At 40.5% G+C, this 15,257-nt stretch carries 16 protein-coding genes; 9 read left to right on the top strand and 7 right to left on the bottom strand.

Features of this window, described 5'->3' with window-relative positions; translation table 11 throughout:
* Window positions 1-588 precede the first annotated feature (588 nt).
* The 3 genes from WA1_RS56635 (at window position 589) to WA1_RS05665 (ending at window position 3,038) form a co-directional block, all read left to right on the top strand.
* The gene (locus WA1_RS56635; RefSeq protein WP_017748175.1) at window positions 589-741 is read left to right on the top strand and encodes a hypothetical protein; all 153 of its coding nucleotides are present in this window, start codon (window positions 589-591) and stop codon (window positions 739-741) included.
* Window positions 742-878: 137 nt separating this feature from the next.
* Window positions 879-2,057 carry a cupin domain-containing protein gene (locus WA1_RS05670; protein WP_017748176.1) on the top strand — a complete coding sequence of 393 codons (1,179 nt, stop codon included), beginning with the start codon at window positions 879-881 and terminating at the stop codon, window positions 2,055-2,057.
* A gap of 3 nt (window positions 2,058-2,060) precedes the next feature.
* The gene (locus tag WA1_RS05665) at window positions 2,061-3,038 is read left to right on the top strand and encodes a sucrase ferredoxin (RefSeq protein ID WP_017748177.1); all 978 of its coding nucleotides are present in this window, start codon (window positions 2,061-2,063) and stop codon (window positions 3,036-3,038) included.
* On the opposite strand, the gene WA1_RS05660 is transcribed toward WA1_RS05665, so the two are convergent.
* Complete coding sequence (locus tag WA1_RS05660; RefSeq protein WP_033336553.1) at window positions 2,992-3,453, bottom strand: GNAT family N-acetyltransferase; 462 nt, start codon at window positions 3,451-3,453, stop codon at window positions 2,992-2,994. The genes WA1_RS05665 and WA1_RS05660 overlap by 47 nt on opposite strands.
* Window positions 3,419-3,871, bottom strand: a complete 453-nt coding sequence (locus tag WA1_RS05655) for a hypothetical protein (RefSeq protein ID WP_017748179.1) — start codon at window positions 3,869-3,871, stop codon at window positions 3,419-3,421. Before WA1_RS05655 ends, WA1_RS05660 begins: the two co-directional genes overlap by 35 nt.
* A 339-nt stretch (window positions 3,872-4,210) precedes the next feature.
* Here WA1_RS05655 and WA1_RS05650 point away from each other — a divergent pair, with 339 nt between their 5' ends.
* Complete coding sequence (locus tag WA1_RS05650) at window positions 4,211-4,438, top strand: hypothetical protein (RefSeq protein ID WP_017748180.1); 228 nt, start codon at window positions 4,211-4,213, stop codon at window positions 4,436-4,438.
* A gap of 56 nt (window positions 4,439-4,494) precedes the next feature.
* Here the strand turns inward: WA1_RS05650 and WA1_RS05645 are convergent, their stop codons facing one another.
* Window positions 4,495-6,255 carry a WD40 repeat domain-containing protein gene (locus WA1_RS05645; protein ID WP_017748181.1) on the bottom strand — a complete coding sequence of 587 codons (1,761 nt, stop codon included), beginning with the start codon at window positions 6,253-6,255 and terminating at the stop codon, window positions 4,495-4,497.
* A 549-nt stretch (window positions 6,256-6,804) separates the two neighbouring features.
* On the bottom strand, window positions 6,805-7,407 hold the full coding sequence (locus WA1_RS05640; RefSeq protein ID WP_017748182.1) for a hypothetical protein: 603 nt from the start codon (window positions 7,405-7,407) through the stop codon (window positions 6,805-6,807).
* Window positions 7,408-7,577: 170 nt separating this feature from the next.
* On the opposite strand from WA1_RS05640, the gene WA1_RS05635 reads away from it, so the two are divergent.
* Entirely contained in the window at window positions 7,578-8,642 is a 1,065-nt protein-coding gene (locus WA1_RS05635; RefSeq protein ID WP_148662625.1) for a Uma2 family endonuclease, read from the top strand.
* Between the two features lie 289 nt (window positions 8,643-8,931).
* Here the strand turns inward: WA1_RS05635 and WA1_RS05630 are convergent, their stop codons facing one another.
* Both WA1_RS05630 and WA1_RS05625 read right to left on the bottom strand, forming a co-directional pair.
* Window positions 8,932-9,549: a PD-(D/E)XK nuclease family protein gene (locus WA1_RS05630; protein ID WP_017748184.1), complete on the bottom strand. Its 618-nt coding sequence runs from the start codon at window positions 9,547-9,549 to the stop codon at window positions 8,932-8,934.
* A gap of 174 nt (window positions 9,550-9,723) precedes the next feature.
* Window positions 9,724-10,752 (bottom strand): DUF932 domain-containing protein, encoded by a 1,029-nt coding sequence (locus WA1_RS05625; protein ID WP_017748185.1) that lies wholly within the window; start codon window positions 10,750-10,752, stop codon window positions 9,724-9,726.
* Window positions 10,753-10,819: 67 nt separating this feature from the next.
* Between WA1_RS05625 and WA1_RS54660 the strand changes: the two genes are divergently transcribed.
* From WA1_RS54660 to WA1_RS05615, 3 genes are read left to right on the top strand one after another with little or no spacing between them, the layout of a single operon-like run.
* The gene (locus WA1_RS54660) at window positions 10,820-11,008 is read left to right on the top strand and encodes a DUF5615 family PIN-like protein (RefSeq protein WP_158516788.1); all 189 of its coding nucleotides are present in this window, start codon (window positions 10,820-10,822) and stop codon (window positions 11,006-11,008) included.
* Window positions 11,009-11,036: 28 nt separating this feature from the next.
* Window positions 11,037-11,336 carry a type II toxin-antitoxin system HigB family toxin gene (locus WA1_RS05620; RefSeq protein WP_017748186.1) on the top strand — a complete coding sequence of 100 codons (300 nt, stop codon included), beginning with the start codon at window positions 11,037-11,039 and terminating at the stop codon, window positions 11,334-11,336.
* Entirely contained in the window at window positions 11,320-11,718 is a 399-nt protein-coding gene (locus WA1_RS05615) for a helix-turn-helix domain-containing protein (RefSeq protein WP_017748187.1), read from the top strand. Before WA1_RS05620 ends, WA1_RS05615 begins: the two co-directional genes overlap by 17 nt.
* A gap of 601 nt (window positions 11,719-12,319) precedes the next feature.
* Here the strand turns inward: WA1_RS05615 and WA1_RS05610 are convergent.
* Complete coding sequence (locus WA1_RS05610; RefSeq protein ID WP_017748188.1) at window positions 12,320-14,107, bottom strand: hypothetical protein; 1,788 nt, start codon at window positions 14,105-14,107, stop codon at window positions 12,320-12,322.
* A 467-nt stretch (window positions 14,108-14,574) separates the two neighbouring features.
* Here WA1_RS05610 and WA1_RS05605 point away from each other — a divergent pair, with 467 nt between their 5' ends.
* On the top strand, window positions 14,575-15,255 hold the full coding sequence (locus WA1_RS05605) for a response regulator transcription factor (RefSeq protein WP_026135184.1): 681 nt from the start codon (window positions 14,575-14,577) through the stop codon (window positions 15,253-15,255).
* The last annotated feature ends 2 nt before the right edge of the window (window positions 15,256-15,257 follow it).

Below are 15,257 nucleotides of genomic sequence, written 5' to 3'. Positions count from 1 at the left end.
CCCCAACAACCAACCACCAACCACTAACCACCAACCACCAACCAACCACCAACCACCAACCACCAACCAACCACCAACCACCAACCACCAACCAACCACCAACCACCAACCACCAACCAACCACCAACCACTAACAACTGTGGAACGGGCGTCCTCGCCCGTTCATCTGTGCAAATTCAAAGCACAACAGCTTAGCTAATCTTGAGAAAACTTGGCAATATAATTTCTATAAATATTGACAAATGATAAAATGAATTTTGTATAATAGGCGACATATTAAAAATCCCATCTGTACTCGTTGAAGCAGAAAAATGTTATGACTTAAGGCTTAATGAATTCTTAAGCTTGGATTTTACCATCATGTCATTAACATTGTGTAGAAATTCAGAACTCCGGCTTCCAAAGTCTCTTAAAACGGGATTAACCTTAAAATTATAGATTTTAACAAGAATAGAAATAATTATCAACTAGTTGCATTTAATATTGAGTTCCGCTAGAGTCAAAACAGACACTTAAAAAAAATCCTGGTTACTACTCAAAGGGTTTAATCAGGGTGCTAACAAAAGTAAAACATCAGGAGATGGCGTTATGTCAGATAATCTTACAGCTTATAGCCAAAAGCAATTACGTAAGAGCAGAATTCAGGTTGAAATCAAGGAAATCTCTGTAAAATCTGTCAGTACAAATACTGCTGCTCAGTTAAATTCCGATTCTGATGGTGGGGACTTTACCAACGAGTAGTTGCTAATTACTTGCATTGAAGCTATAACTAAAAAGAGTAAAGTGCAAAAATAAGGAGGTAGGGTACAGGAATGCTGTTCCCCTCTCCTTATTTATGTTGGAATCTTCATGTCTATTAATTGAGAAAAATTGGCAATATGAATTCACTAGAGTATATATTAAAGCCATATACTATTGAAAACTTCCTAAGTAAGAATTGGACAACTCAGGCAGTCTTCATATCTGGTGAAAGTCACAATAAGTTTTCTCACTTATTTTCTTGGGAAAAGCTGAATTACCTTTTGAACTTTCATCAATTCAAGTACCCAGAATTACGTTTCGCTCTGGATGAAAAAGTTTTAGATGAAAATGCTAACACCAATCTTATTAAACAGTGTCAAGAGGGTGCGACTCTCATACTTAATGGAGTGCATAAACTCACTCCAGAGTTAGTGAATTTTACCTCTGAACTTAAGCATGATTTTGGATGTGGTGTACAAATTAATGCCTACTCTTCTTCACCACAAAAACAGGGATTTTCTTCCCACTATGACACCCATGAAGTTTTTATATTACAGATAGAGGGAACAAAAAAATGGTTTGTTTTTCCCGATACATTTAAGTATCCTTTACCCAATCAAAAATCATCTACAATGGCTCCTCCCCAAGGAGAACCTTACTTAACGTGCGTCCTCAAACCGGGAGATGTCCTGTATATTCCTCGCGGACACTGGCATTATGCGATCGCCCTTGACGAGCCCTCACTGCATCTAACTTTAGGAATTCATTGCCGGACTGGAATCGATTTTCTAGAATGGGTTGTGAACCAATTGCGCGACTCAGAACAGTGGCGTCAAAGTATGCCATTGCCTATAGAGTCAGATGCTGCTAGCTATATAAATAATCAAATGACTAACTTAAATAACTATCTTTCCTCTAGTAAGATATATGATGAATATGTAAGCTATTTAGATAGCTTGAGCAAACCACTGGCGACATACTCTCTGCCTTATCAAACTGGGTTCAATATCTTTGAGCGAGGTACGGAAACAAAGTTCAGAAATAGTAAGTTTCAGCGAGTCAAAATTTCTGAACTCCCAGACTGTAGTGGATACACAATTCTCGTTGCAGGAAAAGAAGTATCCCTAAGAGGTATTGATTTTTATACTGTGAAAAAAATATTTACCACAGAGGCTTTTACTGGTAATGATGTAATTAGTTGGCTACCAGATTACGACTGGGAGATAGATATTGTTCCCTTGCTATCTCGCTTGGTAGTTGACGGCGTCATTTTCGTAGACAACGATCGCTCACATAAACCAATCAGCTCATCATAATCAATGAACACTTTCTTTTGTTCCGATTCTTCACGACAAGCAGGAGAAGATATTATTGGCAGTGCGACCAATCACCAAACTTACATCTTAATTGAATGTCCCACACCTTGGGCGGCTGAAGTCTTTCACTCCAGATGGGTGCCAGAAAATTTGCGAATATTAGTAGAGGAGGTAACACAGGCAAAAGTACCCATTAGGTTCCTCTTGATGAGCAATGATTCATCTCACAAAGTAGACAGTACAACTCTTTTGATTTATCACAGGAAAAAGGAACTGGGTCAGGGATATCGCAAGCAAGAATGGAAGCTAGAAAATATAGAGCAAGCGGCTCCACTTATCCGAAAGTGGTTGTGGGGTGACTTCTGTGACAATCAAGTAAAAGCAACTGCAACCAGAGATATTCTAGTATGTACCCACGGGAGCTACGATAAGTGCTGTGCCAAGTACGGAAATCCTTTCTACTATCAAGCCACCACCACCATTTCCGAGTTGGGATTGAATAATATCCGCCTATGGAAGTCCAGCCACTTTGGCGGACATCGGTTTGCACCCACAGCAATAGATTTGCCAGAAGGTAGGTACTATGGTGTTCTCGATCCAAAATCATTCAAATCAATTCTTACTCGAACTGGTGATATTGAATGCTTGAAGAAAGTCTATCGAGGTTGGGGAATATTACCATATCCTCTTCAAACTATGGAAAGAGAACTTCTCCTCCGCTATGGATGGGATTGGTTTGACTATAAAGTTGCAGGTCGAATCATCGAACAAAATTCAGACGCCAGTAAAATTCATGGGGAACTGTCTTTTGAGAAACCAGATGGTTCTCTACAGACTTACCAAGGAATACTTATAAAAGATGAGACAAAGACTTTGCATCTCAAAGGTTCTTGCCATGCAAGCAAAAAGTCAGAGTTTGTGAAGTACACTTTTACTAGTCTCTTACCAATTGAGGATAAGCTTGTAACTTGTAGTACATGAAAACGTGAGGAATGTCTAAGTAATCAAATGGTTCCCCCTCGGCTATAAATCCCACGCGGTTGTAAAATTTTAAAACATTGGTTCTCGCCATAACTCTCAAAGTTTTGAGATTCTTTTCAGCAGCAGTTGCAATCAATTTCTGCATAAGCTTAGTGCCGATACCCTGATTTTGAAATTCTGGTAAGATAGCAACATAAGCGATGCTTCCCAAATCTTCTGAAAGAAGGCGCAATCTTGCAGAACCTATAATTTGTTTGTTCCAAAGGGCGATCGCATGAAAGGCATTGTCTTCATACAAGTCTTTCTCTGTTCCCCTTGGCAGACCTAAAGGTGCTCTCAGAACAAGCCACCTTTGGTAAAGCATATCATTAAACTCTATTTCATTTTGAATTGAGCGAATTTCTATCATCTTCATGCCGTTTTTCCATAAGGGAAAGATACTCTAATTCAACTGGGGTAAAAACGACTGGTCGCTCTAAGAGAAGAAGTATTTCGCGTTCAAATGGGTCTAGGTTACATTTTCTCAGCTTTTGCAAGCGCTTATACACTTGTACTAGCTGTGGTTCTCTCTTCATAGGTACAATCTCAACTTGCTGATGCTTTAAAGTGTACCTGTACATAATCATCAGATCTACGTCTCGCACCCAAATATCAACTGTGCGATCGCTAACAGTACAAATCCTTCCCAATCGATTATGGATTTGAGTGCGATGGGGAGCAAAAATTTTAACTAATGCACCCTCTACTAACTGAAGATGATGGGCTATTTGGATGCCATCATCGTGTTTGAGATGAATTCCAGAGCGAACATCATTCTCCAATTCTTCAATCACAGCACTTAAATGGGATAACTGTGTGATTTTAAGAGACTGCTCGGCAAAGGGGGAATGGTCATTTATAACTGTTCTACAGTGAGTATCCCTGTAAGTAGAGTCTTTTTGACCAATGTTGGTAGTATTAACAGTGTATGTTTGCTTTCCTCGCTGTACTTTATGGGATTATTAATTTCGTTAGCCCGCCAAAAGCCCCACACCGACACAAAGTGCGGTATGTGGAGTTTTTACTATTGTTGTTTTATTAGCGTTTCTATTATAGGAGTGTAAAATAGAAAAGTCAATTGTAGAACGGATAATATAAATAGAAAGTTGATATTATAGGAAACAAGACCAAGCATGGCAGGGGAACAGTACGCGCCAGGAGAACATCCTAACAGCAAAGCCAATCTTATTTACCATGAAGGTAGACCGAAAGCTTTTGGTGCAAAAAAACGGAAACGAAATCTGAGTGTTACTGAAGAAGGATGGGAAGGGCTACAGCCAATCATCAAAGAGGCTGGCTGTAGCAGTGTATCGGAGTTTTTGGAAAAATTGGGCAGGGGACAGCTGAAGGTATCAGCCTGAGGCTATGAAAAATACTCTTAGCTCGCTCTAACCCCTAACCCAAGCGCCCCTAATCCCTAACTCTTCTGCCAAATTTTAATCGTTTTATCCAAACTCCCACTAACTAAAAGTTCTCCAGAAGTTGTAAATGCAACTGCTGTCACAGTGTGTGTATGACCTGCAAAAGTGGCCAGTAATTCACCCGTTTCTAGATGCCACAACTTGATGGTTTTATCGGCACTACCACTGGCAATAATTTCACCGTCGGGACTTAGTGCGATCGCATACACTCCGTCTCTATGTCCTTTAAGAGTACGCAGTAATTCTCCAGTTTCTAGATGCCAAATTTTAATCGTTTTATCGCGACTGCCACTGACCAAAATTTTACCATCTGCACTTGTAGCCAAGGCACGCACAATGTGAGCGTGACCTGTCAACGAGTGTACTAACTCTGAGTCAAAAGTTGCGACTCCTCTCGGACGAAAGATGCGCCACACTTTGATTTTGCGGTAGCTACCTGTAATGAGTGTTTTGCCATCAGAACTGAGAGCTAGGGAATGGGCTGCAGTATCATCTAAAGATAGGGCAGTGGTAACCTGACGTTCTGTCAAGTCCCAAAACATGATTTTCCTATCATCTCCCCCAGTTGCTAAGGTCTGCCCATCTGGAGTAAAAGCAACGCAGCGTACCATTCCATTATGCTTGTGCATAATATCTATTAAGTCTTGTGCGCCTACGTGCCATATTTTGATTGTAGAGTCTGCACCCCCACTGACCAAAGTGTGTCCATCTGGACTAAAAGCGAGAGCATTCACTTCATCTACCAGCCCGGAAACAGTCCAAGGATGTTCTGATAAAGTCCCTACTAATTCACCTCTAGTTAAATCCCACAGCTTAGTCTCTCCACGGCTACCACTTGCTACTATGGGTAAAGCATCACCTTTATGACCCCTGTAACTAAAGGCAAGACAATTAATTCCGCGAATATGTCCCTTTAGGGTCTGCCAGCATTCCCAGTCTCCTATTATACTTTTGAGATTATGATCGGGCGGAAGAGTTTGAGTTGTTTCCGCTATAGCAAAGTCGTCTAATATTTGTCTTGTGTCTTTTTTGGTAGCTAAAGATTCTAAATACCAACCTAATCCCCCAGCGTATAGTAAATGACTTGGAGTGATATAAAGCTTTGGCTCACTCAACTCAATGTGATCTGTAGGTAGAAAGCCTGCGATGACTGCTTGTTTTTCGTAGCCTCGTTTACCTGTAAATGGATAAAATAAGCACAGGAAAACCAGGACTCGGTGATTTTTTAAGTCCTCTTGAGCGATCGACCATCTTATTTTGTCTTTCTTAATACCATTGAAGCTTTCTCCATCAGCAGCATGAACTTGAATACTGACTTTGGGGTTATTGGCAAGCACGTAATGAAATTTACTTTCTCCACGTAAATTGCCTTCATCGTCCAAAACCATGTTATTCACAACGTCTTGAGGCACTTTTTTGACTTGTTTCCCCAAGCGATCGCTTATCACACGGTCTACAATTTGTTCTCGAAGAAGGTAATCTTCTGCTTGTTGCTGGAAGTATTTTGGAAAAGGTATTGCCCAATCAGGAGGTTCGGGATATTCAGGCGGTGTAGAAGGGGGATTTTTGGCAACAATTTCTGCTTGTTGGTGAGCAATTTCCAGCAGTTTTGCCAATGATTCCCCCCAAAATGCCATAATCTCGCTGTGGCATCCTTTGACTTGACTTTCTAGCAAAGACAGATCGTAAGTTTTAGGTTTTTTTACTCGTTGAAGGAAATCGGCTTGTTGGGACTTGAGCAAGCTAATCCAATCCATTTGAATTGCTGGGGGGCAGTGTTGCATACCTTAAGTTATGTTATGCCAGGGCGATCGCTAAGTGAGTTTATCAACTTTGGTTAGTCAAAAAGTCAGTAATTCCAGTAGTTAATGTAACACAATCATTTGTATGTGTAGATACGAAATGTTTTGTTATTTAAAATCGACGGTATATGTGGTGCAGCGATGGGTTTTGCCCTCCTAGCCAGAATGTAATGGTTGTTAATTCTAGCAATTCAGAGAACAATATATTGTTTCTCAGGAAGCATTTTTGCCTAAAATTGTTCTGGAAGACCCAACTTCAGGTGCCGCCAAGTTGGGGAACCGTATTCCTCAATAAAGGAAGCCCCGATCAGCCAAAGTACGCTATGAACGAGTACGTTGGATCGCGAAACTTAAGAATATTGCCATCCCAAAGACGAAACTTGATTGCCTAAAGTTTCGTCTTTGGAACCTACTACAAATGTTTGATTTCTCGGAATGACTGTGTGAATTGGTGCAGTTTTTGAATGTTCAATCTGTTTAGTTAACTGGCAAGCACGACCTTCCTTACCCTTCCCTTACCATCCATAGCAGCATCCCAAGTAATTTTTCCACAGGCGGAATCAGGTACTCAGTCAAATCGATTGTGACAGTTTGTTCTTCCAACTTCAGAAAAGTCCACCGATTACCACTAGTGACACTGCCATAAATAGTTGGTATGGGATGTTCTTTAGCAACGTTAAATCTTTGAGCTGCAACCATTTCGGCAATACATTGTCCCAATCCCGCCTTAAGATTTTCCTTCTTAGCCTCAACAATCACAATGACAGGTGCTTCAATTAACAACTGTTCGGGAGAACGGCTAATTAAAAAGTCACAAGTACCGCTTAGTCCAGCATCTGGATCTACAGTGAAATCTTCTCCTGAGAAAAAACTGATGCTTCTATCTAAAATTTTTCGGACCTCAAACAAAATTGGACTGACGATCAGTTCCGAGCGGGCTTTTTCCGAGCCAGTGGCGATCGCCAGTGGAATACTCTCTGCTAAAAACTCTGTTAAATATGGGCTGGTTGCAATAGGTTCAGTCTCTGGCAAAAAGCGCGAGCCTTCTTTAAAGGTAAGATTAAATTCCTCCTTAGCTCGTCTTAAACTAAATTCACTGTATGCCATTTCGACTTATTCTACAAATGATGTGCGTAATGTCATCAAATATAGCGTATCACATTTGCAGCAGATTCGATTTTAGGAGATAAGCTTTTGCCCAACCATACCGTTCGCTATCTTTGTAAACACTAGCTAATATAAAAGCACAAGCTCGTGCCAATTCGTGTACCTAAGCTATGAATCTCTTCCCCGTTCCGCAAACCGATCCGCCCCTTCCTGCTTGGCAAACTCTCCCTACAATGTACGATCTTAAAAGCGAAGATCCAGAGGAACCCGGTTTGCCTGACGAATTTCATGACCTCCAGCCTCAAGTTTTGAGTCGTACACTGCGGCTGAAAAACTATACAACAGATCAATTCTTTACTGGAACCGATCTCAATCTCTACTATGATGTCGAGCATACCCTATGGCATAAACGTCCCGATTGGTTCTTAGTTATTGGTGTACCACGCTTATACGCAGGACACGATTTGAGACGTAGTTACGTCATTTGGCAGGAGAGGAGAAACCCCTTTGTCGTCGTGGAACTCCTCTCTCCGGGTACGGAAACTGAAGATCTTGGCATCTATGCAGAATCGGAACATGAAGCGGTGGAATCAGTTCAAATTCAAGCTAGCCAACAGTTACCTTCTCTAGAGAGTCAGAATGGCTCAGAGACTAAAGATACACCACCATCCAAGTGGTTCGTGTATGAGCAACTCCTACGTGTGCCATACTACATTGTTTTCAGTCGCTATACAAATCGTGTGCGATTCTTTAAACTAGTAGGTGGACACTACCAAGAACAACAACTCGATGCTACGAATCCGCGCATCTGGATTGAGGAACTAGAAATTGGGCTGGGCTTGTGGCTCGGAGAGTTTGCCGGGGTTACTCGTCTGTGGCTGCGCTGGTATGATGCTCAAGGCAACTGGATACCAACAGATACAGAACTAGAACGCCAAGAAAAACAGCAAGCTTTGGAGCAAATCGAACTAGAACGCCAAGAAAAACAGCAAGCTTTGGAGCAAATCGAACTAGAACGCCAAGAAAAACAGCAAGCTTTGGAGCAAATCGAACTAGAACGTCAAGAAAAACAGCAAGCTTTGGAGCAAATCGAACTAGAACGAATCAGGGCACAACAAGTAACAGAGCAATTGCTACACGTAGCGCGGAATTTACTCCAAACGGGGATGTCGATCGCACTTGTTAGCCAACTTACTGGATTACCTGAAACCGAGGTGCAAAAGTTGCAAGAGTAGTAAGTCGAGCCAGCCTTCAGTTGTGATACTCCCAAAAAGAATAAGTGCTGTCCCTCGATACTGCGATCGATTAGAAAAATCATGAACCTGACTCAGTACGTTTGCTTTTCCTCTTTCTCCCTTGCTCTATGCCTCCAACGTCTGCCCGCTATGTGCAAGGCACACGCTTCGCGAACGCGAACGCGTCAAGTTCGGTTCATTTAAATAGGTATCTTCGGGCGGAAAGGGAGTAAGATTTATTTTATAATTTTCACTGACAATCGCTTCAGAGTCACCAAATTGTAAAACATTATTGCGTGATTTGACCTAACTTTTTTAAAATCTGCAGTACGTTATAGAGTTCATTACCACGATTGCGAACATCGAAAATATCTGAAGTAACATATCTAGGAACAACAGTTTTCATCAACTTGACAAACATAAAGCTTCCACCTGAAGTGACCATACCGTAAACTTCATTGTCAGGTGCAGCTAGCATATATGCTAATAATTGTTCGAGTCCAGCTTCCACAGAATACGCAACTTGTTTCGATTCAATTACTGTCACCCAAAATCTCTGATTGAGTCTTAAAACATCTATCCGTCCTTTGACTTTAGTATCTCTATCTTCTGTTTCAAACTCAATAGATTTTTCTAACTTGATATGAAATGGAGGTAGATAAAATTTACCAATAAATAATAAGGGTGACAAAACTACGGTATTGACAGTATTTTCTAGAAAAGGTGGATAATTACGTAAATTAATATATCCAGCTTTAATTTGATTGAGTAACTCTTTTTCTGGCTCTGTTAATTCCGGTAAATCTGATTGCCATTCTGGAAATATATCGTCTTCAACTAATTCTAAATTAAATAGCTCGCGTAGCTGTTCTAAGGTGATATTTTCTGCAGGAATAGTATTAGTCACTTTTCATCTCCGGTCATAGAAATTATTGCAATGAGGCGATCGCGTAACCAATACACATCAGTTTAGCGCAATACATTCTTCTAAAATTAGTATAAACTGATACATAAGTAAGTTAAGTCTTCTTATTTTACTCAGATACCCGACTTCGCTACTTTGCAAAAGTCGGGTATCTTGCTAGCAACAAGTGGCTTCACGTCTACGCACTTTTAAAACGTCGTACAAATGAGTTTTATTAGCATTCCGAACCATGTCTAAAGCGACTTGATGTGCTTTGACACGCACTTGAGCATTAGCACCGAACCAAGTAGATTCTAATCTCTGTGCATCAGATGTCCCTCTTTGATGATCCAACCATTGAGTGATGGCGTTGTAAGCATCCCAAAGAGTCTTGCCTTGATTGCCGATTCCGTTCTCAAAGTTAGCCAGAAGTTGATTCCACTCAGGATGCATTCTAGGACTTGGAATGCCCAAAACCGATCCCGTGTATGTTGCAAATAGTTCGCTGTTGAGTTCCTGATTTGCCATTGCTTGGTACTCTTCAACGCTGAAATGAAACTCCCGCTTTGTTAAGTCAACTAAATCCTGTACTTTAGCCAGTTGAGCTTGGAGATCGAGAGTATGGGGGATACAAATTGCTTTCTTCTTCCATAAATCTCCAAAGCGATGTGCGGCGGCTCCACTGAGAGTATTCCAGCAGACGACCCGAATTGGAGTAAATTGAATCCATACAGCTGATGAGCCATCATGAGAGTTGTGCAACAACAAGTAGGGGCGCACCCAGTCTCCAGGAACAACAGCAGCTTCAGTAGAAACGATTTTTGCCAGAATCCAAACTCTCTTACCTTGCTGAAGACTACCAGCCGCCTCCAGTTCTACACCCCCTTTTTCGATCAAAGAGTCAAACCACCGGAAAGCATCCTGATTTTGCAGGGGTACGTAGTCGTAGTTGACTGTTCCTAGAATATGGCGATAAGCCGAAGGCTTAACGGCTGAAGCCGTATCGCAATCTCGTATCAAGTTTTTCTGCAAAACTGCTTGTTCTTGCACGTCTGTTTGTCGATATATCGGCTCTTCCATCACCCGCCAATTAAGTCCCGCTTGGACTATGGCTTCTGAGGTAGTGGGTGGTTTATTTAAAACTGTTCCTAAACCGTGCCATGCAGCTTTGGCTACGAAAAATCCCGACTCAAATTGGTGTGCCATACGCAAACCTCCAAGCGATATACTATTATAACAATCAAGCTGTACAAATGGGAATGCAGATTTAAGAATTCCTGACGAGGACGTGTTAGCTTTTGCTGTTAGAAATGGCAAAGTGGTTTTGACTAGCAATCGTCGTCATTTTATACGGTTACACAAATTACAACCAGGGCATTCTGGTATTATTGTTTGCACAGTTACGAAATCCTTGACATTTTGCTCTCGTTTTGAGAGAATCAAAAAAAGTGATTTTTATTGATTAATCAACATGAAAAAACTAGAGATGAATGCATCTAATTTCGATTCGCCACCTCCGCACTGATGCTGCTCAGTTCTCCGATGTCAAAAAGCAAATTGACAACTGGTATGCAACCGTCAAAAAGGCAGATTGGCATAGCCTACAAGATATCCGTAAAGTTTACCAGGATGCTGAAGCAGTTGGAAATTTCACTGTCTTTAATATTAAAGGCAATGACTATCGCCTAATTGTTGGTATCGATTATGAGAACGAAGTAATTTACTACAAATATTTTCTAACACACCCCGAATACGATAAAGGAAAGTGGAAAAATGATCCTTACTTTTGATCGAAGCACTTATCGCAATTTGCTGGCTGAAGTGGTTCCTGTTGCAATTGACACAGAGGAAGAGTACGAAAGGATTTTGAAAGTAGTAGAACAACTCACCTTTAAAAAGAATCGCACAATTGAGGAGCAAGCTTTACACAAGTTGTTAGTGATATTGGTTGAAGCCTATGAGACACAGAACTATCCGATGGATGAATCTGCGCCTCATGAAATTTTGCAACATATGATGGAAGCGAGTGGTACCCGTCAAGCTGACTTGGTAGGAATTATCGGTTCGAGCGGTGTAGTGTCCGAGGTTGTGAGTGGAAAGCGTTCCATTAGCAAGGCACAAGCTAAAGCGCTGGGTGATTATTTTAAGGTGTCACCGAGTCTGTTTATTTGAGTTGAGCATATATTTTTTGTTTACACTTTCGGGCAAATACAGACCTATAGGACTTACGCAACCTCAACGGTATTTTAAGGGTTTCACACGTTGTCGATCCCCCAACCCCCGCCTTCTTTGGTGAAAACTACAAACCTGCTGCTAAAGGTACCAATCTCTTCGCCTTGGACAACAACAACCGTGTCGATGTCAATGCAACTGGTGCGATTCGGCTTTAGCCGTTAAGCTCCGCTTATCGCATCTGGTAATATCAGCATACCTGATAACAGCTTTGTCGAAAACAGCCTAATCGAACTACCGCAAAATCCGATTGACACCAATACTCTCATTGCTAGTAGTTGTATTGCCCGTGGTAACAAGCTTGAAGGTAGTTTCATCATTACAGGTGCTGGCGGTTTACCCAACCGTCCTGGAGATGTTTCTATTTCGACTTATCCGACTGGTACTGTACGTAATGTAGAGCGTTCGTGGCAGAAAGGAGATCTTATTGTGGAACCACTTGGCGTGTATCGACTTCCTTCGGGGAAGATTGTTTTGAGTCGGGAGTGTTCTTGATAAGCTTAGCTTCTTATTACCACATTTAGTTAAATTCTACGCAAATTCACCAGCCCTTATCTTTCGATTTTTTGAGATAAGCTTTCGCCCAAGCATACTGTTCGCTATCTTTTTTGAGTAGGTATGCGGCTACAGTGTGTCTTTTTTCTTCATCTTTTGTATTCCTAACCACTCGCTTGATTTCATCATCGATATCTTCAGTTTTAGCACCACGTTGGATTGCTTCTCTAAACCAATAATCTCCATTTGGATAGTCACCTTTATCATAGGCAATAGCTCCCATTAATGTGTAAGGCTGATAACTGAGCGCATGATATTGCATAGCTTTTTTTGCACAACTTTCAGCATCAAATAATTTATCAATATCTCTGAATGACGCACCTCTAGTGACTAAAATTGCTGATTTGAGAGTATTGTCTTTTATTTGGTTTAAGTCTAAGTTAGTTAACTGTAAAGCTTGCTCGGATTTGTTTGCCTTACGCCAATAACTACTGGCAGTTGGAATATGCCATTTGTTTCCTGTTCGCTGGAATTCTTGGACATAAAACTCTGCTTCAAGGCTGTAATATTTAAGGGCAACTTTTCCATCACCTGATAATAAACCTTGTTCTAAAAGTTTCAAAAATAGTATAGGATATAATCTTTCGTTTCTCTCCAGTTTTAGTAGAATCTGATAAAATGGCTTAAATGTCAATTTATTCTTGAAATCGATGAAACCATACTTTTTCTTAAGCATGATAAAGTCCCGTTTTTGAAAAAGAGTAATAATATCTTCGTAACCATTATTGTTCAGCCATTGAACTTCCGATTCATTGAGAGTCTCTCCTAATTTTATTTTAGACTTCAAAGCGTCAGCGTATTTTTGATTCGCGATCGCAATCGTTTCAGTGAGTTTGCGATTTTTCATAAAGTTAAGATCTTGTTCGCTTAACTTACTTTCTGACTCAAGTCTTTTAAGAACTTTGTACAAGTGGCTCTTAGGAGAACAATCCTCATGTCGTGTGGCTTTATACTTAACTTTTAAGGCAGCAAATTCTCGTGTTTTTTCCAACTCTTGAGCCATAGCAATTGTTTCGCTTAGCCCTTGCTGTTCTAACCAGTGAATTTCCGATTCGCTTAGATTATTTTCTGCCTCGATTTTTTGTAAAATTGGATACAAGGGACTCAACAACGATAAATCAGAATGTTTTTTTGCTTGATATTTCTCTATTAATTGAGCAAATATATTCTTTTTTTCTGACTCTTGTTGTTCAAAAACTGTTGCAGTTTCCAAGAGTTGGTTATCTAGGAGAAAATTATATTCAAAATCATTTAAACGTTCTGCTACCTCTAACTTTTTCAGGATTGGATACAGGGGACTATCAGGATAAGAATCTTGATATTGAGTAGCTTTGTACTTAGATTTAAGTTGAGTGAACTGCTGAATATCTTGAGCGATCGCATTTGTCTGAGATAGACCGTTGGAACTTAGCCAATGAACTTCTCCAGACGTGAGGAATTGTCCTGATTCAATCTTCCAAAGTATAAAATATAGAGGACTAGATTGCCAGGAAACACTATGATGTGTAGCTTTGTACTTGGCTTTTAATTGTGAGAATTCTACTCCTAAATTGGCAAAATCCCTTAATTTATCTTCTTGTTCTTGACATATAAATCCAAGCTTCTGCTCTCTCAACCATTCAGTGTCTAATAGATTGAGTTTAATCCCTAAGTCAACTTTTCTAAGTATAAGATACAGAGGACTAGTGGGTGATAAATCTTGATATTGGGTTGCTTGGTATTTAGATTTTAGGGTAGTAAAGTGTTTAATTCGCTTTCGGTCGTCTTTATGCATATTGCTAGCACCCGCTATAGCACTGAGTGAAAGGTGTTATTGACTACTATAGCAACACTTATAAAAAAGGGCGAGTTCAACACCCCCTCGTCCTTATCTCCCTTGTCCCCCTTGTCTCATTACTGTACGTTCGCTGATTTTGCCAAGTTAGGTGACAGGCGTTGGCATAATAGTGTGCAGTTTTCTGCCTGGACTGCTTTTTATTCCTTCATTACAATTAGAAGCACGTATTGCAAGAAGGTTGTTGGTGGTTAGTTGTTAGTTGCTACATCGCTCCTAATGTCTGGATTTGACCACTATCCACTAACCACTATCTACTAACGACTAACAGTCTTTAGTCAAACATCGTAACAATTCATCAATTAAGTTGAGGCTCAATTGTAGATATTATGAGTAATCATACTGAATTGACTATTGCCATTCAGGATATGCAAAAGAAAATGGTTAAAGCAAACTTAAAGGAATTGATGAGCCAAGATTCAGCACAGCGAGCAAAGTTAAAACTTTTTGTCATTGATGACCACCAGTTAATTTTAGGTGGAACCCTTGATGTGCTGCGCCAACAGTACCCAACTGCTGAATTTCTCACCGCTAAAACTGCACAAGATGCTGTTAACCAGTTATCAAACTCTCAGCCCGATCTCGTCGTTGTAGACCTTTCGATTCCGGAAAAACCAGGGGTGACAGCCCAAATTGATACGGGTTTGCAACTCCTGCAAAACTTAATGAAAAACTATCCCAATCTTAATCTTATGGTGCAAAGCAGTTACGTTAAGGCTTTAGCACGAATCAGACACGAGATAGATAATCATCAAGGAGGGTTCACAGTCGCTGATAAAGGGCTTTCCGAACAGGAGATGTTAACTCGAATACACCTTGCTATTGAGGGAGGAACTCATACACGAGATTTAGGAAGAAGAATAGAAGTTAAACCAGAGTGGTTAGAGCTTCTGAGGTTAGCTTTTGAAGAAGGATTAACAGATAAAGCGATCGCTGACAGGATGGTTGTGGCTGAACGCACGGTACGTAATTACTGGACTAAAGTCCAAGACGTTTTAGGCGTTTATCCTGAAGATTGCAAAAAAGATGGCAAGAATATCAGAATTGAAACTGAAATAAGGGCTAGAGAAGAAGGATTAATTGATTAGGT

It is taken from the genome of Scytonema hofmannii PCC 7110 (assembly GCF_000346485.2).
GTDB lineage: Bacteria > Cyanobacteriota > Cyanobacteriia > Cyanobacteriales > Nostocaceae > Scytonema > Scytonema hofmannii.
Note: the sequence above shows the minus strand (reverse complement) of the source record. Positions and strands in the feature narration are given on the sequence as shown.

Coding starts and splice junctions, on each gene's coding strand:
- WA1_RS05645 (WP_017748181.1), bottom strand. CDS start 6,255: ATGGATTGGATTAGCTTGCTCAAGTCCCAACAAGCCGATTTCCTTCAA.
- WA1_RS05650 (WP_017748180.1), top strand. CDS start 4,211: ATGGCAGGGGAACAGTACGCGCCAGGAGAACATCCTAACAGCAAAGCC.
- WA1_RS05665 (WP_017748177.1), top strand. CDS start 2,061: ATGAACACTTTCTTTTGTTCCGATTCTTCACGACAAGCAGGAGAAGAT.
- WA1_RS05620 (WP_017748186.1), top strand. CDS start 11,037: ATGCATCTAATTTCGATTCGCCACCTCCGCACTGATGCTGCTCAGTTC.
- WA1_RS05670 (WP_017748176.1), top strand. CDS start 879: ATGAATTCACTAGAGTATATATTAAAGCCATATACTATTGAAAACTTC.
- WA1_RS05615 (WP_017748187.1), top strand. CDS start 11,320: ATGATCCTTACTTTTGATCGAAGCACTTATCGCAATTTGCTGGCTGAA.
- WA1_RS56635 (WP_017748175.1), top strand. CDS start 589: ATGTCAGATAATCTTACAGCTTATAGCCAAAAGCAATTACGTAAGAGC.
- WA1_RS05635 (WP_148662625.1), top strand. CDS start 7,578: ATGAATCTCTTCCCCGTTCCGCAAACCGATCCGCCCCTTCCTGCTTGG.
- WA1_RS05605 (WP_026135184.1), top strand. CDS start 14,575: ATGAGCCAAGATTCAGCACAGCGAGCAAAGTTAAAACTTTTTGTCATT.
- WA1_RS05640 (WP_017748182.1), bottom strand. CDS start 7,407: ATGGCATACAGTGAATTTAGTTTAAGACGAGCTAAGGAGGAATTTAAT.
- WA1_RS05625 (WP_017748185.1), bottom strand. CDS start 10,752: ATGGCACACCAATTTGAGTCGGGATTTTTCGTAGCCAAAGCTGCATGG.
- WA1_RS05660 (WP_033336553.1), bottom strand. CDS start 3,453: ATGAAGATGATAGAAATTCGCTCAATTCAAAATGAAATAGAGTTTAAT.
- WA1_RS05610 (WP_017748188.1), bottom strand. CDS start 14,107: ATGCATAAAGACGACCGAAAGCGAATTAAACACTTTACTACCCTAAAA.